This window comes from Bacillus sp. HY001 (assembly GCF_007558965.1).
Taxonomy (GTDB): domain Bacteria; phylum Bacillota; class Bacilli; order Bacillales; family Bacillaceae_G; genus Bacillus_A; species Bacillus_A mobilis.
The window spans coordinates 571,731-596,366 of sequence record NZ_VLTE01000005.1 but is presented as its reverse complement, the minus strand read 5'-3'; the positions used below and the strand labels follow the sequence as shown (position 1 = coordinate 596,366).

General features: G+C 37.2%; 24 protein-coding genes and 2 other annotated features. Of the genes, 22 read left to right on the top strand and 2 right to left on the bottom strand.

All coding sequences use genetic code 11. The features are described 5' to 3' along the window. Positions 1 to 30 precede the first annotated feature (30 nt). Positions 31 to 447 carry an organic hydroperoxide resistance protein gene (locus FOT98_RS05850; protein ID WP_061677128.1) on the bottom strand — a complete coding sequence of 139 codons (417 nt, stop codon included), beginning with the start codon at positions 445 to 447 and terminating at the stop codon, positions 31 to 33. Positions 448 to 449: 2 nt separating this feature from the next. After that, entirely contained in the window at positions 450 to 902 is a 453-nt protein-coding gene (locus FOT98_RS05845) for a MarR family winged helix-turn-helix transcriptional regulator (protein WP_063261286.1), read from the bottom strand. 415 nt (positions 903 to 1,317) lie between these two features. Between FOT98_RS05845 and hemA the strand changes: the two genes are divergently transcribed. From hemA to rplU, 22 genes are all read left to right on the top strand, one after another. Then, positions 1,318 to 2,652: a glutamyl-tRNA reductase gene (gene hemA, locus FOT98_RS05840; RefSeq protein WP_063261285.1), complete on the top strand. Its 1,335-nt coding sequence runs from the start codon at positions 1,318 to 1,320 to the stop codon at positions 2,650 to 2,652. 17 nt (positions 2,653 to 2,669) lie between these two features. After that, positions 2,670 to 3,503, top strand: a complete 834-nt coding sequence (locus FOT98_RS05835) for a cytochrome c biogenesis protein (RefSeq protein ID WP_000008998.1) — start codon at positions 2,670 to 2,672, stop codon at positions 3,501 to 3,503. Between the two features lie 15 nt (positions 3,504 to 3,518). Continuing rightward, positions 3,519 to 4,448: a hydroxymethylbilane synthase gene (gene hemC / locus FOT98_RS05830; protein WP_063261284.1), complete on the top strand. Its 930-nt coding sequence runs from the start codon at positions 3,519 to 3,521 to the stop codon at positions 4,446 to 4,448. A 2-nt stretch (positions 4,449 to 4,450) separates the two neighbouring features. Then, positions 4,451 to 5,203: a uroporphyrinogen-III synthase gene (hemD, locus tag FOT98_RS05825; RefSeq protein ID WP_063261283.1), complete on the top strand. Its 753-nt coding sequence runs from the start codon at positions 4,451 to 4,453 to the stop codon at positions 5,201 to 5,203. A 69-nt stretch (positions 5,204 to 5,272) separates the two neighbouring features. Beyond that, positions 5,273 to 6,262 (top strand): porphobilinogen synthase, encoded by a 990-nt coding sequence (gene hemB / locus FOT98_RS05820; protein WP_001087079.1) that lies wholly within the window; start codon positions 5,273 to 5,275, stop codon positions 6,260 to 6,262. Next, the gene (hemL, locus tag FOT98_RS05815; protein ID WP_063261282.1) at positions 6,262 to 7,551 is read left to right on the top strand and encodes a glutamate-1-semialdehyde 2,1-aminomutase; all 1,290 of its coding nucleotides are present in this window, start codon (positions 6,262 to 6,264) and stop codon (positions 7,549 to 7,551) included. Before hemB ends, hemL begins: the two co-directional genes overlap by 1 nt. 79 nt (positions 7,552 to 7,630) lie before the next feature. Further along, positions 7,631 to 8,647 carry a stage VI sporulation protein D gene (gene spoVID / locus FOT98_RS05810; RefSeq protein WP_140384206.1) on the top strand — a complete coding sequence of 339 codons (1,017 nt, stop codon included), beginning with the start codon at positions 7,631 to 7,633 and terminating at the stop codon, positions 8,645 to 8,647. 62 nt (positions 8,648 to 8,709) lie between these two features. After that, the gene (ysxE, locus tag FOT98_RS05805) at positions 8,710 to 9,735 is read left to right on the top strand and encodes a spore coat protein YsxE (RefSeq protein WP_063261280.1); all 1,026 of its coding nucleotides are present in this window, start codon (positions 8,710 to 8,712) and stop codon (positions 9,733 to 9,735) included. 120 nt (positions 9,736 to 9,855) lie between these two features. Beyond that, positions 9,856 to 10,087 (top strand) — a binding site (T-box leader). A 38-nt stretch (positions 10,088 to 10,125) separates the two neighbouring features. Then, positions 10,126 to 12,771, top strand: a complete 2,646-nt coding sequence (locus tag FOT98_RS05800) for a valine--tRNA ligase (protein ID WP_063261279.1) — start codon at positions 10,126 to 10,128, stop codon at positions 12,769 to 12,771. A 92-nt stretch (positions 12,772 to 12,863) separates the two neighbouring features. Then, positions 12,864 to 14,165, top strand: coding sequence for a bifunctional folylpolyglutamate synthase/dihydrofolate synthase (locus tag FOT98_RS05795; protein ID WP_063261278.1), 1,302 nt, complete (start codon positions 12,864 to 12,866; stop codon positions 14,163 to 14,165). Positions 14,166 to 14,330: 165 nt separating this feature from the next. Further along, positions 14,331 to 15,293, top strand: coding sequence for a hypothetical protein (locus tag FOT98_RS05790; protein WP_063261277.1), 963 nt, complete (start codon positions 14,331 to 14,333; stop codon positions 15,291 to 15,293). Between the two features lie 221 nt (positions 15,294 to 15,514). Beyond that, positions 15,515 to 16,090 (top strand): Maf family protein, encoded by a 576-nt coding sequence (locus FOT98_RS05780; protein ID WP_063261276.1) that lies wholly within the window; start codon positions 15,515 to 15,517, stop codon positions 16,088 to 16,090. 47 nt (positions 16,091 to 16,137) lie between these two features. Beyond that, positions 16,138 to 16,815, top strand: coding sequence for a DNA repair protein RadC (gene radC, locus FOT98_RS05775; RefSeq protein WP_001013378.1), 678 nt, complete (start codon positions 16,138 to 16,140; stop codon positions 16,813 to 16,815). Between the two features lie 157 nt (positions 16,816 to 16,972). Further along, a complete protein-coding gene (mreB, locus tag FOT98_RS05770; protein WP_000466737.1) occupies positions 16,973 to 17,992 on the top strand; it encodes a cell shape-determining protein MreB in 1,020 nt (339 codons plus the stop codon). Between the two features lie 41 nt (positions 17,993 to 18,033). After that, positions 18,034 to 18,885, top strand: a complete 852-nt coding sequence (gene mreC, locus FOT98_RS05765) for a rod shape-determining protein MreC (protein ID WP_061677151.1) — start codon at positions 18,034 to 18,036, stop codon at positions 18,883 to 18,885. A 14-nt stretch (positions 18,886 to 18,899) separates the two neighbouring features. Next, a complete protein-coding gene (mreD, locus tag FOT98_RS05760) occupies positions 18,900 to 19,445 on the top strand; it encodes a rod shape-determining protein MreD (RefSeq protein WP_061677153.1) in 546 nt (181 codons plus the stop codon). A 35-nt stretch (positions 19,446 to 19,480) separates the two neighbouring features. Beyond that, the gene (gene minC / locus FOT98_RS05755; protein ID WP_000391511.1) at positions 19,481 to 20,167 is read left to right on the top strand and encodes a septum site-determining protein MinC; all 687 of its coding nucleotides are present in this window, start codon (positions 19,481 to 19,483) and stop codon (positions 20,165 to 20,167) included. A gap of 2 nt (positions 20,168 to 20,169) precedes the next feature. Beyond that, a complete protein-coding gene (gene minD / locus FOT98_RS05750) occupies positions 20,170 to 20,967 on the top strand; it encodes a septum site-determining protein MinD (protein ID WP_000503310.1) in 798 nt (265 codons plus the stop codon). 129 nt (positions 20,968 to 21,096) lie between these two features. Then, complete coding sequence (gene spoIVFA / locus FOT98_RS05745) at positions 21,097 to 21,843, top strand: stage IV sporulation protein SpoIVFA (protein WP_063261275.1); 747 nt, start codon at positions 21,097 to 21,099, stop codon at positions 21,841 to 21,843. Continuing rightward, complete coding sequence (gene spoIVFB, locus FOT98_RS05740) at positions 21,836 to 22,696, top strand: stage IV sporulation intramembrane metalloprotease SpoIVFB (RefSeq protein ID WP_063261274.1); 861 nt, start codon at positions 21,836 to 21,838, stop codon at positions 22,694 to 22,696. Before spoIVFA ends, spoIVFB begins: the two co-directional genes overlap by 8 nt. 67 nt (positions 22,697 to 22,763) lie before the next feature. Continuing rightward, positions 22,764 to 24,152 carry an Rne/Rng family ribonuclease gene (locus tag FOT98_RS05735; RefSeq protein WP_063261273.1) on the top strand — a complete coding sequence of 463 codons (1,389 nt, stop codon included), beginning with the start codon at positions 22,764 to 22,766 and terminating at the stop codon, positions 24,150 to 24,152. 77 nt (positions 24,153 to 24,229) lie between these two features. Further along, positions 24,230 to 24,307: a sequence feature (ribosomal protein L21 leader region), on the top strand. A gap of 14 nt (positions 24,308 to 24,321) precedes the next feature. After that, positions 24,322 to 24,630, top strand: coding sequence for a 50S ribosomal protein L21 (rplU, locus tag FOT98_RS05730; protein ID WP_000270907.1), 309 nt, complete (start codon positions 24,322 to 24,324; stop codon positions 24,628 to 24,630). The last annotated feature ends 6 nt before the right edge of the window (positions 24,631 to 24,636 follow it).

Genomic DNA, 24,636 nt, shown 5'->3' with positions numbered 1-24,636 from the left:
TCGCGCGTTTTTTTTATTTACTACATTTTTTTATTTTACGTTTAATGTAACCTCAATATTTCCTCTTGTTGCTTTCGAATAAGGACATACACCGTGAGCAGCTTCTACAAGTTCTTGTGCTTCAGCGTGAGAAACGCCAGCAACGTGTACATCAAGTACAGCAGATAGGCCAAAACCACCATCTGTATCTTTTCCGATAGAAACGTGAGCAGTTACTTCTGTACTTTCTACTTTCACACGTTTTGTACGAATGACAAGTTGTAATGCACTATCAAAACAAGCGGCATAACCAGCAGCAAATAGTTGTTCTGGATTCGTTGCCTCTCCGCCTGCACCACCTAGTGCTTTCGGCATTTTTACATCAAGATTTAATATGCCATCATCTGAAACTACTTTTCCGTTTCTTCCACCTGTAGCAGTTACTGAAGCAGTATATAATTTATCCATGTTTATTCCCCTTTTCTATCATTTATTGTTTTCATTGTTTCCATTAGTTTATTTAATTGAATTAATAAAGAACGATACTCTTGTTCTGTAATTCCTAAATTTGTTGCCATTGTTGTCGGCAATGAACAAGCCTTTTCTTTTAAATTTTTACCTTGTTCTGTTAATTCAATACAAACTTTGCGCTCATCTTCTTTAGAACGAACGCGTATTACAAGATTTAATGATTCCATTCGTTTTAACATAGGTGTTAACGTACCGGAATCTAAAAATAGACGTTCTCCAATTTCTTTTACTGTTAGTCCATCTTGCTCCCATAGTACGAGTAAAGTAATGTACTGGGGATACGTAATACCCATCTCTTCTAAATATGGTCGATAAAAGCGGGTTACTTCTTTAGAACAGGCGTAAATGGAGAAACAAAGTTGATTATCTAGATGTAAAGAATTCTCTGTCATACATAACTCCCCTCTGATTAAGTTGTGCACAATTTAATTTTGTAAAATCAATATAACGAAAAAGAAATACAATGTCAAATACATTGTATTGAAAAAGTTTGTGCTACAATTTGGAACAATCATACATATTTTCCTTCATGATGAAAGAAGATAGGAAAGATGATGTTATAATTCATATGGAATAGTTTCCATCACTTGATTATGAGTGCTTTTTTTGGTAACGTACAAATAGAGTTATTAATTTATAATCATTATAAAGTAGAAAGTCTTTATTAATTTTACTGAATCTCCTTTATTACATACGGAGAATAAATAAAAAATAATCGGTTGTTCACACGATTGTCAGATTCATAAGAGGAAAGTTGTATTATGATAGTAGATAAAGTGATAAAACGGGTGAAGGGGGACATGCTGCGTGCATATTCTTGTTGTTAGTGTAAATTATCGAACAGCCCCTGTAGAATTTCGTGAGAAACTCACATTTCAGGCAGCAGAGCTAGAGCAAGCAATGACTACATTACAAAATCAAAAGAGCGTGTTAGAGAATGTCATTGTATCCACTTGTAATCGCACTGAGATTTACGCTGTTGTCGATCAATTACACACGGGACGGTATTATATTAAGAAGTTTTTAGCTGATTGGTTTCAGCTTGAAATAGAAGAAGTCGCACCATACTTAACTATTTTTGAACAAGATGGTGCAATAGATCATTTATTCCGCGTAACGTGCGGTTTAGATTCTATGGTAGTTGGAGAAACGCAGATTTTAGGTCAAATAAAAGATAGCTTTTTAGAAGCGCAACAAGTAAAAGCAACAGGTACAATTTTTAATGAATTGTTTAAGCAAGTGGTGACGTTAGCGAAACGCGCGCACTCAGAAACGACAATTGGTGAAAGTGCGATGTCTGTTAGTTATGCTGCTGTCGAGCTTGGGAAGAAAATATTCGGCGAGCTAACAGATTGTCACGTACTTATTCTTGGTGCTGGAAAAATGGGTGAACTGGCACTGCAAAACTTATATGGAAGCGGTGCTCGAAAAGTAACAGTCATGAATAGGACGTTTACGAAAGCGGAAGTAATGGCTGAGAAATATATGGGACATGCAAAGCCTTTAAGTGAATTGCAATGTGCATTATTAGAAGCAGATATTTTAATTAGTTCAACTGGTGCATCTGAGTATGTCATTACGAAAGAGATGATGACAAAGGTAGAGAAAATGCGCTCTGGTCGTCCGTTATTTATGGTGGATATTGCAGTGCCGCGTGATATTGATCCAGCAATTGATGAACTAGAAGGTTCTTTCTTATATGACATTGATGATTTGCAAGGAGTAGTGGAAGCAAATCGTGCTGAGCGTTTGAAAGAAGCAGAGAAAATTCAATTTATGATTGAAGAGGAAATTGTTTTATTTAAAACGTGGTTAAGTACACTAGGTGTTGTTCCGTTAATAGCAGCTCTTCGTGATAAGGCACTTGCTATCCAAAGTGAAACGATGGAAAGTTTGGAACGCAAAATACCGAATCTTAGTGATCGTGAGAGAAAGGTAATTAGTAAGCATACGAAAAGTATTATTAATCAATTATTAAAAGACCCAATTTTAGTAGCGAAAGAAATAGCTGCTGAAGAGGGAGCAGACGAAAAATTAGCGTTATTTGCAAAGATTTTCGATTTAGAAATGGAAGACGTAGAGAGTAGTGCGGAAGAAGTAGAACATAAAAGAGCGTGGACACCATCCGTTCCATCTTTATAATTTGGAAGGATGATCGGATGAGTTTTTTAAATAACAGTATTATTTATCATATTGCAATTATTTTATATGCTTGTAGCATTAGTTTATATTTTATAGATTATTTCCAAAGTAACCGAAAGGCGAACCGATTTGCTTTTTGGTTACTTTCGATTGTATGGGTTCTGCAGTCTATCTTCATGTTACTTCGGGCTACAGATTCAGAAACGAACCCTATATTAACTTTACTATCAGGGATTTATTTTTATGTTTGGTTATTGATTACGATGTCGTTAGTCATTAATCGATTTATGAGAATCGACTTTCTAGTCTTTTTTACAAATGTTGTCGCATTTGGCGTAAGCGCTTTTTCTATTTTTACACCGCTCGGAAAGATGTCGCCGGTACTTGCGGAGCAATTAGTTTCGGAACTGGTATATGTACACGTCGGTATGGCTATTATTTCTTATGCAACTTTCACTGTATCGTTCATTTTTTCTATCATGTATTTATTACAATATCGCCTATTAAAAAAGAAAAAATGGAATGCGAGATTAAGAAGGTTAGGGAATTTACCGAAGCTAGAATCGATGTCTTACGGATTAAATTTATTTTCTGTTCCATTTTTCTTACTAGCTATTTTATTAGGATGCATATGGGGATATACGAAATTGGACAATTTCCATTGGTATGATACGAAAGTGATCGGATCTTTTGTCGTTCTATTTGTATATTGTGCTGGCCTATATTTACGAGTGGCAGATGTGTTGCAAGGAAAGAAAATCGTACAGTGGAACATCGGAGCATTTCTCGTAATGCTAATCAATATTTTTCTATTAAGCAGTTTATCCAACTTCCACTTTTGGTATTTATAATGAGGAGAGAGAATTATGCGCAAAATTATTGTAGGGTCACGAAAGAGTAAATTAGCATTAACGCAAACAAACTGGTTTATTGATCAGTTAAAAGCGCTAGGTTTACCATATGAATTTGAAGTGAAAGAAATCGTCACAAAAGGTGATGTTATTTTAGATGTTACTCTTTCAAAAGTAGGCGGAAAAGGCTTGTTTGTGAAAGAGATTGAACATGCGTTACTTACGAAAGAAATTGATATGGCTGTACATAGTATGAAAGATATGCCGGCCGTACTTCCAGAAGGATTAATGATTGGTTGTACACCGAAGCGTGTTGATCCTCGCGATGCTTTTATCTCAAAAAGCGGAGCATCGTTTAAAGAGTTAGCAGAAGGCGCTATTTTAGGTACAAGTAGTTTAAGACGCAGTGCACAATTATTAGCTGCAAGACCAGATTTACAAGTGAAGTGGATTCGTGGAAATATCGATACACGTTTACGTAAATTACAAGAAGAAGATTACGATGCAATCATTTTAGCGACAGCTGGATTACAAAGAATGGGCTGGGATAATGAAGTTATTACAGAACATTTAGATGAGACGTTATGTGTACCTGCTGTAGGACAAGGTGCATTAGCGATTGAGTGCCGTGAGGATGATAAGGATTTACTACAGCTGTTAGCGCATATGAATGATGCAGTAACAGAAAAAACAGTGGCAGCAGAGCGAGTATTTCTTCATAAACTTGAAGGTGGATGCCAAGTTCCAATCGCTGGATATGCAACCCTTACAGAAAACGATGCAATCGAATTAACAGCTCTTGTCGGTTCTATGGACGGTTCTGTTTTATTGAAAGAGACAGTAGTAGGAACTAATCCAGCGGAAGTAGGATTAGAGGCTGCGGACCGTTTAATTAAACAAGGCGCAAAAGAACTCATTCTTGCTGCAAATAAGGGGCAACAATAAATATGAACGCTCTCGCTGGCAAAACGGTATTGATTACACGTGCCCAGCATCAAGCAAAACAAATGAGTGTAGCGGTGAAAGAAAAGAGCGGAATTCCATTGGAAATTCCGCTTTTGCGTATGGAAGGTATGTCTCATAGACAGATTCAGCATATAGCAGGGCAACTACATTCGTATGACTGGGTTATTTTTACGAGTAAAAATGGGGTAGCTTTTTTTCTAGATCGTTTGAGAAAGAAGCTCCCTGTAACGACTAAAATTGCTGCAGTAGGCGTGAAGACAAGGTTAGAGTTAGAAAAACGGGGCTATAAAGTGGACTTTGTTCCAACTTCATTTGTTGCAGAAGTATTTGCAGAAGAGTTTGTAAAAAGACTAAGTGGAAACGAATGCATTTTATTTCCGAAAGGGAATTTAGCAAGAGATGTAATTCCAGTTGCACTTCGCCAAATTGGTGTTTCTCTAGATGAGCTAATCGTATATGGTACGAAAGAAAATGTAGAGAAAAAGCGAGAGCTGATAGAAGCGTTAGAAGTAGGGAAAGTAGACGTTATTACATTTACGAGCCCTTCCACTGTTACTAGTTTTGTTCGTTTACTTGAGGGTACAAACTGGAGAGAATGGACAAAAAAATGTACAATTGCTTGTATAGGGCCTATTACGGAAAAAGAGGCGAGCCTTTATTTTCCGCATATTATTATGCCGAAAGAGTACACTGTAGAAGCATTACTACAATGTATTTGTGAATCTATAAAGTGAAACTTTAATTAGTAGGGTCTTACTGCCCGCAAATAGCGGGATAAAATAAAAGAATGGGGATAGAAATCTATGAACTCTTTACAATTTAATCGTCATCGTCGCTTAAGACAAAGTGGTAATATGCGTGCGCTTGTGCGTGAAACGTTTTTACATACGGAAGATTTTATTTACCCTATTTTTGTATTAGAAGGAGAAAATGTTCGTAATGAAGTGCCTTCTATGCCAGGTGTATATCAAATGTCTTTAGATTTATTGCAAGCTGAAATGCAAGAGGTTGTTGATTTAGGTATCCGTTCTGTTATTGTATTTGGTTTACCTGCTGAAAAAGATGAAGTTGGATCATCAGCATATTGTGATCATGGAATTGTGCAACGTGCAATTCAGCAAATTAAAGGTGAATTCCCTGAGTTAGTAGTAGTTGCGGATACATGTTTATGTCAATTCACAAGCCATGGTCATTGCGGTGTAATCGAAGATGGTATTATTTTAAATGACGAGTCTCTTGCAGTTCTTGCGAAAACAGCTGTAAGCCAAGCGAAAGCGGGAGCGGACATTATTGCGCCATCAAACATGATGGACGGATTTGTAACAGCGATTCGCCACGCATTAGATGAAAATGGTTTTGGGCATGTACCAGTTATGTCTTACGCTGTGAAATATTCATCAGCATTTTACGGGCCGTTCCGTGATGCGGCGCATGGTGCACCACAATTTGGTGACCGTAAAACATATCAAATGGACCCAGCGAACCGTATGGAAGCATTCCGTGAAGCAGAATCAGATGTAATGGAAGGGGCAGATTTTTTAATTGTAAAGCCAGCTCTTTCTTACTTAGATATTGTTCGTGATGTGAAAAATAACTTTAATTTACCAGTCGTTGCTTATAACGTAAGTGGTGAATATTCGATGATTAAAGCGGCAGCGCAAAATGGTTGGATTAATGAAAAAGAAGTTGTACTTGAAAAATTAATTAGTATGAAACGTGCAGGAGCAGATTTAATTATTACGTATCATGCGAAAGATGCAGCAAGATGGTTACAAGAAGGAGGCGCTAAATAATGAAAAAGTTTGATAAGTCGATTGCGGCGTTTGAAGAGGCGCAAGATTTAATGCCTGGAGGCGTAAATAGCCCTGTTCGTGCCTTTAAGTCTGTCGGTATGAATCCGTTGTTTATGGAGCGTGGAAAAGGCTCTAAAGTATACGATATCGATGGGAATGAATACATCGATTACGTATTATCATGGGGTCCTTTAATTCATGGTCATGCAAACCACCGTGTTGTGGAAGCGTTAAAATCTGTTGCTGAAAGAGGGACAAGCTTCGGTGCTCCAACGGAAATTGAGAATGAATTAGCGAAACTTGTTATTGAGCGCGTACCATCAATTGAGATTGTACGTATGGTTAACTCAGGAACAGAAGCGACAATGAGTGCGCTACGTTTAGCTCGTGGTTATACAGGCCGTAACAAAATTTTGAAATTCATCGGTTGTTACCACGGTCATGGTGATTCGTTATTAATTAAAGCGGGTTCTGGTGTGGCGACGTTAGGTTTACCAGATAGTCCTGGTGTACCAGAAGGTGTAGCGAAAAATACAATTACAGTAGCGTATAACGATTTAGAAAGTGTGAAATACGCTTTCGAACAATTCGGTGATGATATTGCTTGTGTCATCGTAGAACCAGTAGCAGGGAATATGGGTGTTGTTCCTCCACAACCAGGATTTTTAGAAGGTCTTCGTGAAGTAACAGAGCAAAACGGTGCATTACTTATTTTTGATGAAGTCATGACAGGATTCCGAGTTGCTTATAATTGTGGGCAAGGTTATTACGGTGTAACACCTGATTTAACTTGTTTAGGTAAAGTAATCGGTGGCGGTTTACCAGTAGGAGCATATGGTGGTAAAGCAGAAATTATGCGACAAGTTGCACCGAGCGGACCGATTTACCAAGCAGGTACTTTATCAGGTAACCCACTTGCAATGGCAGCAGGTTATGAAACGTTAGTACAGTTAACGCCAGAATCATATGTAGAATTCGAGCGTAAAGCTGAAATGTTAGAAGCTGGCTTACGTAAAGCGGCTGAAAAACATGGCATTCCGCATCATATTAACCGTACGGGTTCTATGATTGGTATCTTCTTTACAGATGAACAAGTTATTAATTACGATGCAGCAAAATCTTCAAACTTAGAATTCTTTGCAGCTTACTATCGTGAAATGGTAGAGCAAGGTGTATTCTTGCCGCCATCTCAATTTGAAGGCTTATTCTTATCGACAGCGCATAGTGATGCAGATATTGAAGCGACAATTGCAGCTGCTGAGATTGCCATGTCAAAATTAAAAGCTTAATTGAATAAAGAAAATCGCTCTCCATAAGGGGGGCGATTTTTTTTATTCATAAAGTCAGCTTTCCGTACATAAATCTGTAATGACATATAGTTTGGGAGGGGGAAAAGAAGTGGCAACAGATCATTCATTACGTTTTTCATTAAAAGAATCTGTTTGGTTCCAAAAAGGACAGGAAGTCGAAGAACTTTTGTCAATTTCGTTAGATCCAGACGTTGAGATAGAAGAGCTTGATCATGAAGTTATCGTGAGAGGGCAATTAGATTTAACGGGAGAGTATGTTGCAAGGCAAGATGATTCGGCTTATTCATTGAGAGATCTATCACCAGCAAAGTCAATTGATTATGTAGAAACAAGAGAAGATGGGGTTAATGAACTTGTTCATTCCTTTCCGCTTGAAATATCAATTCCGAGAAACCGTGTGAAAGTAATTGAAGAACTATATGTATCTATCGAGGAATTTGATTATGAATTAAAGGAAAATGGTTGCTTACAATTATTAGCGGATATATCTATTACAGGTTTATGTGATGAAGAAAGAATTGAAGATGAAGAGGAAGAAACGGCGTATGCTGAGTTAGAGGATGATGCAGCACAAGAGTATGAAACTAGACCAACGCCGCACGTAGAAGAACCAGCTTATAAGGAATCAGATGAGTGGGAAGATTACGCATTTGAACCGTTCCAACTAGAAGAAAGAAAAGAGCAGGAAGTAGAGGAAGCGGAAATAGAAGAACATGAATTTGTAGAGCGTGAAGAAGAGAAAGAAACAACGCCGCAATTTGAATTGTTCGGACGAAAAGATTTTAAGAAAGAAAAAGAGAAAAAGAAAAAGCAAGAAGAGCAAGAAGAAGAAGAAGCCTACTCACAGCGAGATGAAAATGCGCTTTATTTAACGAAAATATTTACGAAAGAACCAGAAGAAGAATTTACAAAGTTAAGAATGTATTTCGTGCAAGAAGGAGATACAATCGAATCTGTTGCAGATCGTTATGAAACGTCTGTACAAAACTTATATCGTGTCAATCAAACAGAAGATATATATTTAACTGCAGGGCAAATTATTTATATTCCTGTTTCAAGAGCAAAAGCGAAATAAGTGAGTGCTTTCACTCACTTATTTTTCTAAAGGCTATGTTTTGAATAGAAAGGGTTATTCGTATGGATATGGAATTACGAAATCGCTATGAACCCATTGTAAGGCAATATAGATTGGATACGCAGCATATGGAAGAGCACGGAAGTGTAATGAAAATTTACACGAATCAAGGTCCATATGCACTCAAGAAAATAGAAGGCAGAAAGTTAGAGCGGAATAACTTTCTGCATCATATTCAATATTTGAAGGAGAAAGGTTTTTCGAATTATGTACCTATATACCATGCGACGGATGGAAATTATATTTTAAATGACGGTACGTATAATTATTATTTAATGCCTTGGTTAGAACGTGCGGAAGGGAACGGCGAGGATAATGATCAATACCATAAAATGTTCCAGACTCTCGGAGCGTTACATCAAAAAACGGTAAAAGAAGAAACGTATACAGAAGAAGATTTAGAGAAACATTATACAAATATATCCGATCGTTGGGAAAATGATGGTGAGATGTTAGAAGAGTTTCTTGTAGAATCTGAAGCGAAATGGTATATGTCTCCGTTTGAATTGCAATATTGTACGTATTATCATCATGTAATGAGGGCGCGTGAGTTCGCAACGAAGCAATTAAATGAGTGGAACGATGCGATGAAAGAAAAAGAAAAAACACGTATTACTTTTGTGCATGGTAACGTATCACTTAATCATTTTTTATTTGATTATGAACGGAACGGCTATTTTATTAGTTTAGAAAAATCGAAGTTTGCAACACCGGTGCAAGATATAGTAGGGTTTTATTCTAGGTCGTTAAACACATATCCAATTGCGCGAAGTGATCGGTTTGAATGGTATCAAATGTACCAAAAAAATTTTCCTTTTACGAAAGAAGAGCAACTACTCATGTTTGCGTATATGACGTATCCATCACAATTTATTCGGCAAATCCAGTCTTATAAGAAAAGAAGAGAGAGTCGTAATGAGGAAAATGAACTTCTTGGAGTAAAGAGCTTGCAACAATCGCATTGGCTCGTTAGCAATATAGAATATTTCCTTTCGCAATTACAAGCTGCCCAGCAAGGGAACGGATAAAAAGATAAGTAGCATCCTCTACTTATCTTTTTTGTGCATCAAAAAATTCGTAGTCTTAAATTTATCTTGACGAATAGGGTTTCGTTTTTTACACTATTGTATATAATAATTAACAATCATATAAATGCCTTGAAGGGGAAGAGTATAACAAGAAACGTCTTCAGAGAGGAGAATCATTAGCTGGGAGATTCTCTAGATAGTTATGTTAGAAGGTAGCCCTGGAGCATCTTTTCTGAACGGAATAGTTCTCATTAGGAAAAGACGGATTTGTCCGTTATCAAATTAAGAGTATAAGCAAATTCTGAATTTGTTTGTAAATAAAGGTGGTACCGCGATGTCCCTCGTCCTTTTTTGGATGAGGGGCATTTTTTATTTTAAGGAGGGAAAATAATGTCAAACACGGAAAAGAATTTACCAACTAAATATGATCATATGTCCGTTGAAGAAGGCCTTTATCAGTGGTGGTTAGAAGGCAAATATTTTGAAGCAACAGGAGACGAGAAGAAACAACCGTATACAATTGTAATTCCACCTCCGAACGTAACTGGTAAGTTACACTTAGGTCATGCTTGGGATACAACTCTTCAAGATATTTTAACTCGTACGAAGCGTATGCAAGGATACGATGTATTATGGCTTCCAGGAATGGACCATGCGGGTATCGCAACACAAGCGAAAGTAGAAGGAAAACTTCGTGAAGAAGGTATTTCACGTTACGATCTTGGCCGTGAGAAGTTCCTTGAAAAAGCTTGGGAGTGGAAAGAAGAATACGCGTCTCACATTCGTCAACAATGGGGGAAAGTTGGTTTAGGACTAGACTATTCTCGCGAACGTTTCACATTAGACGAAGGTTTATCTGATGCAGTTAATAAAGTATTCGTTCAATTATATGAAAAAGGCTTAATTTACCGTGGTGAATATATTATCAACTGGGACCCAGCAACACGCACAGCCCTTTCTGATATTGAAGTAATTCACAAAGAAGTTCAAGGTGCATTCTACCATATGAACTACCCATTAACAGATGGTTCTGGTCATATTCGTCTTGCAACAACTCGTCCAGAAACGATGCTTGGTGATACAGCGGTAGCGGTTCATCCAGAAGACGATCGTTACAAGCATTTAATCGGAAAAACAGTTACACTTCCAATCGTAGGCCGTGAGATTCCGATTATTGCTGATGAGTACGTAGAAAAAGATTTCGGAACAGGCGTTGTAAAAATTACACCAGCTCATGACCCGAATGACTTTGAAGTAGGTAACCGTCATGACTTACCACGTATCTTAGTAATGAACGAAGATGGATCGATGAACGAAAAAGCTGGTAAGTATAACGGCATGGATCGTTTCGAATGTCGTAAAGCGTTAGTAAAAGACTTACAAGAAGCGGGCGTATTAGTAGAAATCGAGCCTCATATGCATTCAGTAGGTCACAGTGAGCGTAGTGGTGCAGTTGTTGAGCCTTACTTATCAACACAATGGTTCGTAAAAATGGCTCCACTTGCTGAGAAGGCAGTAGCGCTTCAACAAAAAGAAGAAGAGAAAGTAACGTTCGTACCAGAGCGTTTCGAAAACACATATTTACGCTGGATGGAGAACATTCACGACTGGTGTATTTCTCGTCAATTATGGTGGGGACACCGCATTCCAGCTTGGTATCATAAAGAAACTGGTGAAGTATACGTAGGTACAGAAGCACCAGCAGACCTTGAAAACTGGAATCAAGATAACGACGTACTTGATACGTGGTTCAGTTCAGCGCTATGGCCATTCTCAACACTTGGTTGGCCAAATGAAGATGCAGCAGACTTCAAACGTCACTATTCAACAGATGCACTAGTAACGGGTTATGACATCATCTTCTTCTGGGTATCTCGTATGATTTTCCAAGGTTTAGAGTTTACAGGCGAGCGTCCATTTAAAGATGTATTAATTCACGGTTTAGTTCGTGATGAGCAAGGACGTAAAATGAGTAAATCTCTTGGTAACGGTATTGATCCAATGGATGTTATCGAGAAGTACGGTGCAGATGCAATGCGCTATTTCTTATCAACAGGAAGTGCACCAGGTCAAGATTTACGTTTCAGCATGGAGAAAGTAGAATCTACTTGGAACTTCATTAATAAAATTTGGAATGCATCACGTTTCGTATTAATGAACATGGATGATATGAAGTATGAAGAAATCGATTTAACTGGTGAAAAATCAGTTGCGGATAAGTGGATTTTAACTCGCTTAAACGAAACAATCGAAAGCGTAACACGTAACATGGATAAATATGAGTTCGGTGAAGCTGGTCGTTCATTATACAACTTCATTTGGGACGATTTCTGTGACTGGTACATTGAGATGGCAAAGCTTCCTTTATACGGTGAAGATGAAGCAGCTAAGAAAACAACTCGTTCTATTTTAGCTTACGTATTAGACCAAACAATGCGTCTATTACACCCATTCATGCCATTCGTAACAGAGAAAATTTGGCAACATTTACCGCATGAAGGCGAGTCTATTACAGTAGCAGCGTGGCCAACAGTTCGCGAAGATTTACAAGATAAAGAAGCGGCAGCAGAAATGCACCTTCTAGTTGATATCATTCGCTCTGTTCGTAACATCCGTGCAGAAGTTAATACGCCAATGAGCAAAAAAGTTCAAATGCAAATTAAAGCAAAAGATGAGGCTGTACTTGCTCAACTTACGAAAAACAGCTCTTACATTGAGCGTTTCTGTAACCCAAGCGAATTAACAATTCAAACGGATTTACAAGCGCCAGAAAAAGCAATGACTGCAATCGTATCAGGTGCAGAGTTATTCTTACCGTTAGCTGATCTTATCAATCTTGATGAAGAGAAAGCGCGTCTTGAGAAAGAACTTGAGAAGTTTGACAAAGAAGTAGAACGTGTACAGAAGAAACTTTCAAACCAAGGTTTCGTAGCGAAAGCTCCTGCAGCAGTTATTGACGGAGAGCGTGCGAAAGAGCAAGACTACCTAGAAAAACGTGAAGCAGTTCGCCAACGTCTAGCAGATCTTGAAAAGTAAAATATTTTTTAGAGACTCACTATATTGGTGAGTCTCTTTTCTTTGCGTATAATAGGAGTATGAAAGTTGTCTTTTGAAAGGGGAAAGCATACGTGATACATACATACGAAGAAGCGATAGGGTGGATTCATAGCCGATTGAAGTTTGGTATTAAACCAGGATTAGAAAGAATGAGATGGATGCTAGAAGAGCTCGGAAATCCAGAGCGTCACATAAAATGTGTTCATCTTGCTGGTACAAATGGAAAAGGTTCAACGTTAACATATATGCGCTACATGTTAGAAGATGCAAAATATAAGGTAGGAACATTTACCTCTCCTTATATTGAAACATTTAACGAACGTATTAGTGTGAACGGAACACCAATTACAGATGAAGAGATTACTGAACTTGTAAAGATGGTAAAGCCAGTCGTTGAAAAACTAGATGAGACGGATTTAGGGGAAGCAACTGAGTTTGAAATTATTACTGTTATGGCAATTTGTTATTTCGGTAAAGTTAATTTCTGTGATGTTGTTTTATTTGAAACAGGGCTTGGAGGGCGCTTTGATTCTACGAATGTTATTCATCCTGTTCTCACAATTATTACAAATATTGGCCACGATCATATGCATATTTTAGGGAATACACTAGGAGAAATTGCATATGAGAAGGCGGGGATCATTAAGTCTGGTGTTCCGGTTATTACTGGTGTACAAGATGAGGAAGCATTGCAAGTCATTCAAAAGGTTGCAAAGGAAAATCATGCAAACTTATACGAGATAGGCAACCATTTTACAGCGTTACATAAACAGTCTAGCAAAGATGGAGAACAGTTCGATTTCACTTGTCCTTTCGCCACTTTTGCAGATGTGCGAATCTCAATGAAAGGTAGTCACCAAGTAGGAAACGCAGCACTTGCACTTATGGCAGTGATGTATGTCAAAACATACTTATCATTTTTAATTGAGGAAGAAGAAATAAGAACTGGATTACAGGAAGCGTATTGGATTGGGCGATTTGAAAAACTGCAAAGTAATCCAGATGTTATTATAGATGGCGCCCATAATCCAGAAGGTATCGAAAGTCTTGTGAAAACAGTAGAATCACATTACAAAGATAAAAATGTAATAGTTTTATTTACTGCCCTTGGTGATAAACAGTTGCATAATATGGTAGGTCAATTAGAAACAATTGCCGATGAAATTATTTTTACAACATTCGCCTTTGATCGAGCTATTTCTGCCGATACTCTTGCATCGTATGCAAAGAAAGAGTCAAAACTAGTTTTTGAAAATTGGAAAGAGGCAATTGATACGAAGGTTAAAATGATTGGAGAAAACGATGTTTTTATCATAACAGGTTCTCTTTATTTCATTTCGGAAGTTCGAAAATATATTCGCGAAAAAAACTAGATAGTCTTTGCTATCTAGTTTTTTTGTTCTACAAATGAAGTCAAATGCATACATATAAGATAAATATATAGGGTTATTTGGCGAATTCCTCTGACAAATATCTCGTTTTTTTGTGAAAGGAATATGATATGATGCGGACAACGATAAGAGGTGAGGTGTGAGTGTATGGACAAGCAATCACGAACGATCTCAGTGAAAGTGAATGGAACAGAAGCGAAGTATGAAGAGAAGAAGAAAGATGAATTTGAATGGATGGTAGTAGAAAGTGAAAGACCGAAAAACGTTGTTCCGTTTCAAAAAGCGAAATTAGTGTCTACGGAAAAAAAACGAAAGAAGTGGAGCAATACGTTAATTGCAATCGTTGCAACTGCGATTGTTATTGGTACGGCATTTGGGATGGGAATGTTACAGTTACTTAAAGGGCAAGGAGCGACAGGGGGAAGTGAAGTAACAGCTTCGAAGCAGGTGCAAAATGAAGAATCAAAGGTGGGTGGAACGTCAGAACAAACACCAGCACAAAAAGAGGAAAAACAAAAAGCGCAGACAGGAACGTCATTAGATCCAATGAAATTATTTTTTGTTCAAGGAGGGATTTATTCTTCCGAAGAAAAGGGACAGGCCGCTCTTGAAGAGTGGAAAGGTAATGGAGGCGTAGCGGCTTTAAAACCGAGCGGTGATAAGTATGCATTAGTTGTTGGTATTGCTAGCGATGAACAAGATATAAATCAATTAATGACGCAGTATAAAAATGATAATGTCTCTGTATTGAAAAAGAACTGGGATATAACAGATAAAGCGTTACTTAAAGATGATAAAGAAGTTGGGGCATTTTTAACAAAAGTACAGCCATTATATACTCATTTAGCAAAATATGCTTCTAGCGTACAAGCTAGTGGAAAAAGTAATGCAAAAGATATAGGTGCGATTGAAAAAGAGTGGAAAGCAATTGAAAAAGAAGGAAAAAGTATGAAGCAGGAAGAAGCAAAAAAATTGTATATGTATACGTCAGTAGCTGTGCAAACAGTGAAGGATGGAAAAGGTGATAAGGAATCTTTGGCGAAATTAAATCAAGTTATTATTGATGGTATACTTTCATATGAAAAAATTGTTTCACAAAAGGTGAAATAATAGGATAATGAAATGACGAAGGAAGAAGTATAGGTACTTCTTTCTTTTCTTTTGAATTTAGAGCAAAGTGCTTTCTCTATGGCAAGAATATAATCGTATTTTAGTGAAAAAGTATTATTTTGTTTAGAGAAAATAATATTTCTTTTATTTGTGGACAAACTATTCCTTTGATACGATTGATATAAATGATTCTGCTTCATGTGAGAAAGGAAGGAGAAAATATGAGAAAAATTATTTTAGCATCAGGGTCACCTCGCAGGAAGGAACTGCTTGAGTTAGCGGATGTACCATTTGAAATCATTGTAAGTGAAGTAGAAGAAACGATTGGTGCGTATTCATCACCTTCTGATATTGTAATGTCCCTAGCCCTGCAAAAAGCATCTGCGGTAGCGGAAAATAACAGTGATCATATTGTGTTAGGTGCAGACACAATTGTTACATATGAATCGCGTATTCTTGGCAAGCCTTCTAATGAAGCTGAGGCGAAAGAAATGTTGCAATTATTATCAGGGAAAACACATGAAGTGTATACTGGGGTTGCAATTATAACAAAAGACAAAACAATCACTTTTTACGAGCGTACAGAAGTTACGTTTTGGGAATTAACAGAAGAGGAAATTGACGCATACGTTGCATCAAAAGAGCCTCTTGATAAAGCAGGAAGTTATGGAATTCAAGGTAAAGGATCTATTTTTGTTCAACATATTCAAGGAGACTATTATAGTGTAGTTGGTTTACCGATTTCACGTCTTGTTCGGGAATTAAAACAATTCAATATTGATGTAACCCATGCGTAAAATTGCATGGGATTTTCTTTGAGAGAACAAATAAAAGGGGTGGAGAAATGAACGGTATTCGTGATGTTGTCAAAGAAGAACAGCCACGGGAGCGTTTATTGTTAGAAGGAGCAGGAAGTTTATCGAATCGGGAGCTTCTTGCGGTGTTACTCAGAACAGGTTCTAAAGAAGAAACAGTTTTAAAGTTATCAGATAAAATTTTACATCACTTTGATGGTTTACGTATGTTGAAAGATGCAACGTTAGAAGAGCTTGTCAGTATACATGGTGTTGGGATTGCAAAGGCAGCCCAGCTTATAGCTGCTTTTGAACTTGGTAGAAGAATGGTACGTTTAGAATATCAAAATAGATACAGCATTCGAAGCCCAGAAGATTGTGCGAGATATATGATGGAAGAAATGCGCTTCCTGCAGCAGGAGCATTTTGTATGTTTATATTTGAACACAAAGAATCAAGTTATACATAGGCAAACGATTTTCATTGGAAGTTTAAACACATCAATTGTACATCCAAGGGAAGTTTTTAAAGAAGCGTTCCGCCGTGCAGCAGCCTCTATCATATGTCTTCATAACCACCCTTCAGGAGATCCCACGCCGAGCCGAGAGGATATTGAAGTAACAAAACGCTTAGTAGAATGTGGCCAGATTATCGGAATTGAAGTGCTTGACCATATTATAATAGGTGACCATAAATTCGTGAGTTTAAAGGAAAAAGGTCATATTTAAGACTATGCTTTTTACTTATTTTGTTTTATAATGTGATTTATGAGTTTTTTGTAGAAATTTATCTACAAGAAGGATAAAGATATAAAAAACGTACTGTTTTTATAATATAAAGTAAGAAAAAATGAGTCCGTGAAAACAAGAAAGGAAGATAAATAATATGTTTGGATTTGGTGGCTTTACTCGCGATCTTGGAATAGATTTAGGAACTGCGAACACGCTTGTATATGTAAAAGGAAAAGGTGTAGTTTTACGTGAACCTTCAGTAGTAGCATTACAAACTGATACGAAACAAATCGTTGCTGTAGGTAGCGATGCAAAACAAATGATTGGTCGTACACCAGGAAACGTTGTGGCACTTCGCCCGATGAAAGACGGTGTAATTGCTGATTACGAAACGACAGCAACAATGATGAAATATTACATTCAACAAGCTCAAAAATCAAATGGATTCTTCTCACGTAAACCATACGTAATGGTATGTGTACCGTCTGGTATTACAGCTGTAGAAAGACGTGCAGTAATCGATGCGACTCGTCAAGCGGGTGCTCGTGATGCTTATCCGATTGAAGAACCATTTGCAGCAGCAATTGGTGCAAACTTACCTGTTTGGGAACCAACTGGTAGTATGGTTGTTGATATCGGTGGTGGTACAACAGAAGTTGCAATCATTTCTTTAGGTGGTATTGTAACAAGTCAATCAGTTCGTGTTGCTGGTGATGATATGGATGATTCAATCATTCAGTACATTAAGAAAAGCTACAACTTAATGATTGGTGAAAGAACAGCTGAAGCATTAAAATTAGAAATCGGTTCTGCAGGCGAGCCAGAAGGTATCGAGCCTATGGAAATTCGCGGTCGTGATTTAGTAAGTGGTTTACCAAAAACAGTACTAATTCAGCCAGAAGAAATCGCAGATGCATTAAAAGATACAGTAGATGCAATTGTAGAATCTGTTAAAAATACGTTAGAGAAAACTCCACCTGAATTAGCGGCAGACATTATGGACCGTGGTATCGTATTAACAGGTGGCGGAGCATTACTACGTAACTTAGATAAAGTGATTAGTGAAGAGACAAATATGCCAGTTCTTGTTGCAGAAGACCCATTAGATTGCGTAGCAATTGGAACGGGTAAAGCATTAGACAATATCGATCTTTTCAAAACTGCTGCTCGATAATATTGCAAAATAAAAATCAATGAAATTAAGAGGGTGTGAACGTGCCACAGTTTTTCTTAAACAAAAGATTAATTGTTTTGTTAGTTAGTATTATTCTTCTCGTGGCATTGATTGGAATCTCATTGAAAGAACGGAACAGTTTAACATGGCCAGAGCAGTTTGTTAAAGACACTGTCGGTGTTGTAGAACGTGTATTCCAAAAGCCAGCGAAATACGTAGCTGGATTCTTCGAAAATGTAGAGGATGTAAAGCGCACGTATGAAGAGAATAAAGAATTAAAAGCAAAATTAGATAATTATGCAGGTTTATCAGGGAAAGTAAAACAATTAGAAGATGATAACAAGAAGTTACAAGAGTTAACGGGTAAAAAAGAGTTAAATAGCCAATATACTGAAATTCCAGCTACTGTTGTTTCTCGTAATCCAGATAAATGGTACGATTTAATCGGAATTGATAAAGGAGCACAGCAAGGAATTAAAAAAGATATGGCTGTAGTAACTTCACAAGGTCTAGTTGGACGAGTGAAAAGTGTATCTCAGTTTACATCATCAGTAGAATTGCTAAGCTCTATGAGCCGAACAAATCGTGTTTCTGCTATCGTACAAGGTGATGAGAAAATCTTCGGATTGATTGAAGGTTACGACAAAGAAAAGCACTTACTTCTTTTCACAAAGATTGGCTCTGATGCTAAGGTAGCGAAAGATCAATTAGTTGTAACATCTGGACTTGGTGATATTTTCCCGAAAGGTCTTGTAATTGGGACAATCGTTGATGTGCAGCCAGATCCATACGGCTTAACACAAACAGCTTATGTAAAACCGGCCGCTGACTTGAATGACGTAGAGCATATTGTGGTTGCTAAACGTGCAACGCCTTCAGCGCCATTAGAATAGGAGGGGGAGAAGAGATGATGAAGATTTTAAAAAGAGCAGCTCTTCCTCTTTTGCTCCTTTTTGTTTTTCTATTTGAAAATATGTTTGCAACTATCGTTCCAACAGAGGTTTTTTGGAAAGACAGTATAGCAGCACCTCATTTCTTTATAATTGTGTTATGTTTTATTACTGTGTACTATAGTCCGGTCCAAGGGATTTATTACGGACTCTTATTTGGTTTCTTATTTGATACCGTATACACAGAACTTGTCGGTATATATATTTTTGCGTATCCGATTTTAGCTTATTTAGTTTATAGTGTGATGAAGGTATTACAATCAAATTTATTTATTGTTGCTTCTATTGTACTAGCTGGTATTGTAGCACTAGAGTATTATGTGTATGGATTTTTAACTTTGTTAGGACGTACTCATATGTCAGCGTATGTCTTTTTCACAGATCGTCTCCTGTCTACTGTATTGCTAAATGCAATTTTCTTATTGATAGTTTGTTTCCCACTGAGACGATATTTAGTGCGTCTTTCAAAAGCGATGGAAGAAAAAGAAAAAAGGATTTTCTAATTTTATGTCGAATTGAATCGGTGGGGTGAACTTTAGTGGAAGAAAAAAAGCAACAAAATGTAACAATAAAAGGGACAAAAGACGGAATAACGCTTCATTTAGATGATTGTTGTTCATTCTCTGAATTACTAGAGGAATTGGATGAAAAGCTTTCTACACATTACTATGATGGTGATGGGCGCTCTTTAATTGAAGTGCATGTGAAAGTGGGAAATCGTTATTTAACAGAAGTCCAACAAGAAGAGATTCGTACGTTAATTCGTAATAAAAAGAATCTTGTTGTGGATTCAATTGAAAGTGATGTTATAACGAAAGCAGAAGCAATAGCTTGGAAAGAAGAAACAGAAATTGTCCCTATTTCCAAAATTGTTCGCTCTGGACAAGTTTTACATGTAAAAGGAAATTTATTGTTAATTGGAGATGTTAATCCAGGCGGAACGGTTATCGCTGGGGGGAATATTTTTGTCGTAGGATCATTAAGAGGAATTGCACATGCTGGGTATTATGGGGATTCGGATGCTGTAATCGCTGCATCTGATATGAACCCGATGCAACTTCGAATTAGTGATGTGGCAATGCGGGCTCCGGAAGAGAAAGAAGACGGAGCGGAGGCGGCAGAATGTGCGTATATTAATGAGAACAATCACATTGTTGTCGATCGACTGCAACTTCTCACTCATCTTAGACCTAATTTAACAAAGTTAGAAAGGGGAATTGTATAGCTGTGGGAGAGGCAATAGTAATTACATCTGGAAAAGGCGGAGTAGGTAAAACTACAACGTCTGCGAACATTGGTACAGCCCTAGCGTTATCTGGAAAGAAAGTGTGCTTAATTGACACAGATATCGGTCTTCGAAACTTAGACGTAGTAATGGGGCTGGAAAATCGTATTGTATTTGATCTTGTTGATGTCGTTGAAGGGCGTTGCCGTTTACCTCAGGCGCTTATTAAAGATAAGCGTTTTGATGATCTTTATTTATTACCTGCAGCACAAACGAGTGATAAATCAGCGGTAACACCTGAACAAATGGATGAATTAATACAAGTATTACGTCAAGATTATGATTACATATTAATTGATTGTCCTGCGGGGATTGAGCAGGGATTTAAAAACGCGGTAGCTGGTGCGGATAAAGCAATCGTTGTTACGACGCCAGAAGTATCCTCAATGCGCGATGCAGATCGTATTATCGGGCTTTTAGAAAAAGAGGATATTGAACCACCAAAACTTGTTATTAATCGTGTGCGTAGTCATATGCTTCATGAGCAGGATATGTTAGATGTTGATGAAATCGTACGTACATTGTCAATCGAGCTTCTTGGTGTTGTCGAGGATGATGATGAAGTTATTCGTGCTACAAATACAGGTGAACCTGTAGCGTTGCAACCGAGCGGAAAAGCAGCGTTAGCTTATCGTAATATTGCAAGACGCTTGTTGGGTGAGAATGTACCATTGCAAGCATTTGAACAAGAAAAGGTATCGGTATTTACAAAGATGAAAAACTTCTTTGGAATCCGTTAAAAGCACTTCGCGCATATGCGAAGTGCTTTCTTTTTTCTTCACACGAATATCTTTCTTTCTTAGCTCATACATATGTACAAACTGTATACAACTGTTTCTATTTTAATTAGCTTAAAGAAAGGAGACAGTATGAAGAATAAACGTGTAGAAGAAATTAAAAAACGGATTGCGAAAAGGAAGGCAGAGCAAGAAAGGATGGAGGAAGAGCAATATTTTGCTGGAGGGAATTTTGATAGTGAAACAGTATTTATTGAAGATGGAGAAAAAGAAATTCATCCTTTATTTCGAAAAGAAGTATTTTTCTTCAAAGTTTTGTTATCAGCAATATTAGTTCTTTCTATCGCTATTTTATATAAGAATGCACCCTCTTCTTTCGATAGTGCTAAAGCTGTTACAGAGAAAGTGATGAAAGAAGAATTTCAGTTTGCTACTGTAGCGAAATGGTACGAAAAGCAGTTTGGAAAACCGCTCGTATTTTATTCACCTACTGAGAAAAAAGAAGGAACCATTCAGCAAAAAGATTATGCAATTCCTGCTTCCGGAAAGGTAATGCAAGGGTTTCAAAAAAATGGCCAAGGTGTATTTGTTCAAACAGCTACAAATGCAACTGTTGAGTCAGTGAATGAAGGGCTAGTTGTTTTTGCAGGAAAGAAAGAGGAACTTGGTAATACAGTTCAAATTCAGCATGCAGATGGAACGGAATCGTGGTATGCGAATTTAAATGACATGTCAGTGAAATTATATGATTACGTTTCAAAGAAACAAAAAATTGGAACGGTGAATAATGATGCAGATAATAAAAATGGTAAGTTTTATTTCGCGATAAAAAAGAATGAAAAATTTATTGACCCGATTCAGGTGATTTCATTTGATTAAATATAGAGAAGTTTTAACGAAGATTTCAGTGCATCCGTTGTTTTGGGTTATTATTGTCATTGGTATTTTTACAGCACGTTTTAAAGAGTTACTACTGTTATTTTGTATCGTTCTTATCCATGAACTTGGGCATGCCTTTGCGGCGGCACACTACAATTGGCGTATTAAAAAGATTCAACTTTTACCGTTTGGTGGTGTGGCTGAGCTTGAGGAACATGGGAATAAGTCATTGAAAGAGGAACTCGTTGTTGTAATTGCAGGACCTATACAACATATTTGGATGATGGCGGTAGGTTATATAGTGTTTGAAGCTGGTTGGCTTGGTGCGGATTTATATTATTTCTTTATGTGGAATAATATAATTATTTTAGCATTTAATTTACTGCCTATTTGGCCGCTTGATGGCGGGAAAGTATTGTTTAACGTATTATCATATCGTTTTCCTTATTTACAAGCACATGAAAAGATGATGAAATTATCATGTGTTTTTTTTAGTGTAATACTAATATGGCAGTTACTTTGGAATAGTAACAATATTATGATGTGGGTACTACTCATATTTTTAGCGGTGTCGTTATATCAAGAGTGGAAACAAAAACAGTATGCCTTTATGCGTTTTTTATTAGAACGTTATTATGGGAACAAAAGAGGAATTGAAAAGATTGCACCTATTGAAGTGCAATCAGAAGATCGTTTATATACGATCTTCACAAAATTTCGTAGAGGGTATAAGCACTCTATTATCGTCCATGGAAAATATAAAGAACATTACACATTGGATGAAAATGAATTACTCTACGCGTATTTTACTGAAAAACGAACAACTTCATCGGTTGAAGAATTAATCGGTTAGTGTTGACGATAGCACTAACCTTTTATTATTGTAAAAGCAAAGAAGATTATAAAGTGAGGAAAGAATTTTGAAAACGTTATATATGAACTACGCAGGATCGGAAAAACGCGTTGCAATTGAAGAGAAGAAAAAAATTGTTGAGTTTTCATGGAAACGAAATGAAGAACAAGAGATTGTTGGGCATATTTATGCCGGACGTATCGTAAGAACAATCGCTGGAATGAACGCAGCATTTGTAAACATCGGTTTAGAAAAACATGCGTACCTTTCATATGATGATGTACCATCTTCCTATCGTATACATGAAGGGCAAGCGGTACTCGTACAAGTTGTGAAAGAGGCAATTGATACGAAAGGGCCGAAATTGACAGCAAACATAGAATTTACCGGGAAATATGTCGTGTATATGCCATATGATGAAATGCGTGCAGTTTCTCGAAAGATAAAAAATAATAAAAGAAGGCAACAGCTACTCCAAATTGAGGTAGAAGGGACAGGAGGGTACATTTTCCGCTCTGCTTCTGAAAAAGGAGAAATTGAAGAAATACAAGCTGAAATGCAAAGGTTACAGCAGTTATATGAAGAGTTAAAAAGAAAAGAGGGCCAGGGAAAGGCACCGTTGTTACTTCATCGACCGGCCACCTTTTTAGATCGTGTATTTCAAGAAAATCCAATTGAAACGATTGAAAAAGTAGTTGTAGATACAAGAAGTATAGTGAAAGAATTAGAAGAAAAAGTAGGAAAAGAAAAAGTATCTTTTTATAATGAAAAATCTTCAATGTTTAACTATTTTGGAATAGAGCGTGAGATTGAGAAAGCACTTCAAAAAATTGTGTGGCTCCCGAATGGTGCTTATTTAATTGTGGAACAAATGGAGACGATGACTGTAATTGATGTGAATACGGGCAAGTTTACTGGAAAACAAAATTTACAAGATACAGTCCTTCGTACAAATGGGGCGGCAGCTGAAGAGATTGCACGTCAATTAAGATTGCGTGATATCGGTGGTATGATATTAATTGATTTTATTAATATGAAAAGAAGAGAAGATAAAGAAAAGGTAAGAGAATGTCTCATGGCTGCTATGCAAAATGATCGCACATATACAAGGGTGCTCGGTTTTACAGAGTTAGGGATTTTGGAGATGACACGTAAACGTAAGAAGCATTCTTTACGCGACGTATTACTAGAAGAGTGTGTACCGTGCAAAGCAACGGGATATGTAATGTCATATGAAACAATTGCGTACGAGTTAGAGAGAGAGCTAATTACATATGGCGATATAGAGGATGAGGCAGTACTAATCGCTGCACCTAAAGAATTACAAAAACAATTTTTGCGAAAAGAATTACAAAAAAATATTCCATTTGAAATTTATTTCAAAGATGATATGATCGAAAAGTACGCTATTATCCGTTTTGGAAGTAAAAAAGAAATTGCAGAACGGAAAAAATAGTTAGTAGAACTTTCATTGACAATAGTCAATGAATTATGGTAACATCTTTATGTTATAGTTTATAGCACCTAAACGGCTATATGCTACAACCGCACAAAACAGGTTCCCTAAAGACATTTATGTCTACCTCGTTTTTGGCGAGTCTTAGTAATTAAGAGGAGGTGCAAGTATGTACGCAATTATCGAAACAGGTGGAAAACAAATTAAAGTTGAAGCTGGTCAAGCAATCTACATTGAAAAATTAGATGTTGAAGCTGGTGAAACTGTTACTTTTGACAAAGTTCTTTTCGTTGGTGGCGAAAACGTTAAAGTTGGTAGCCCAGTTGTAGAAGGTGCAACAGTTACTGCGAAAGTTGAAAAACAAGGTCGCGCTAAGAAAATCATCGTTTTCAAATACAAAGCGAAAAAGAACAATCGTAAGAAACAAGGTCATCGTCAACCTTACACTAAGCTAGTTGTTGAAGCTATCAACGCTTAATCCAGG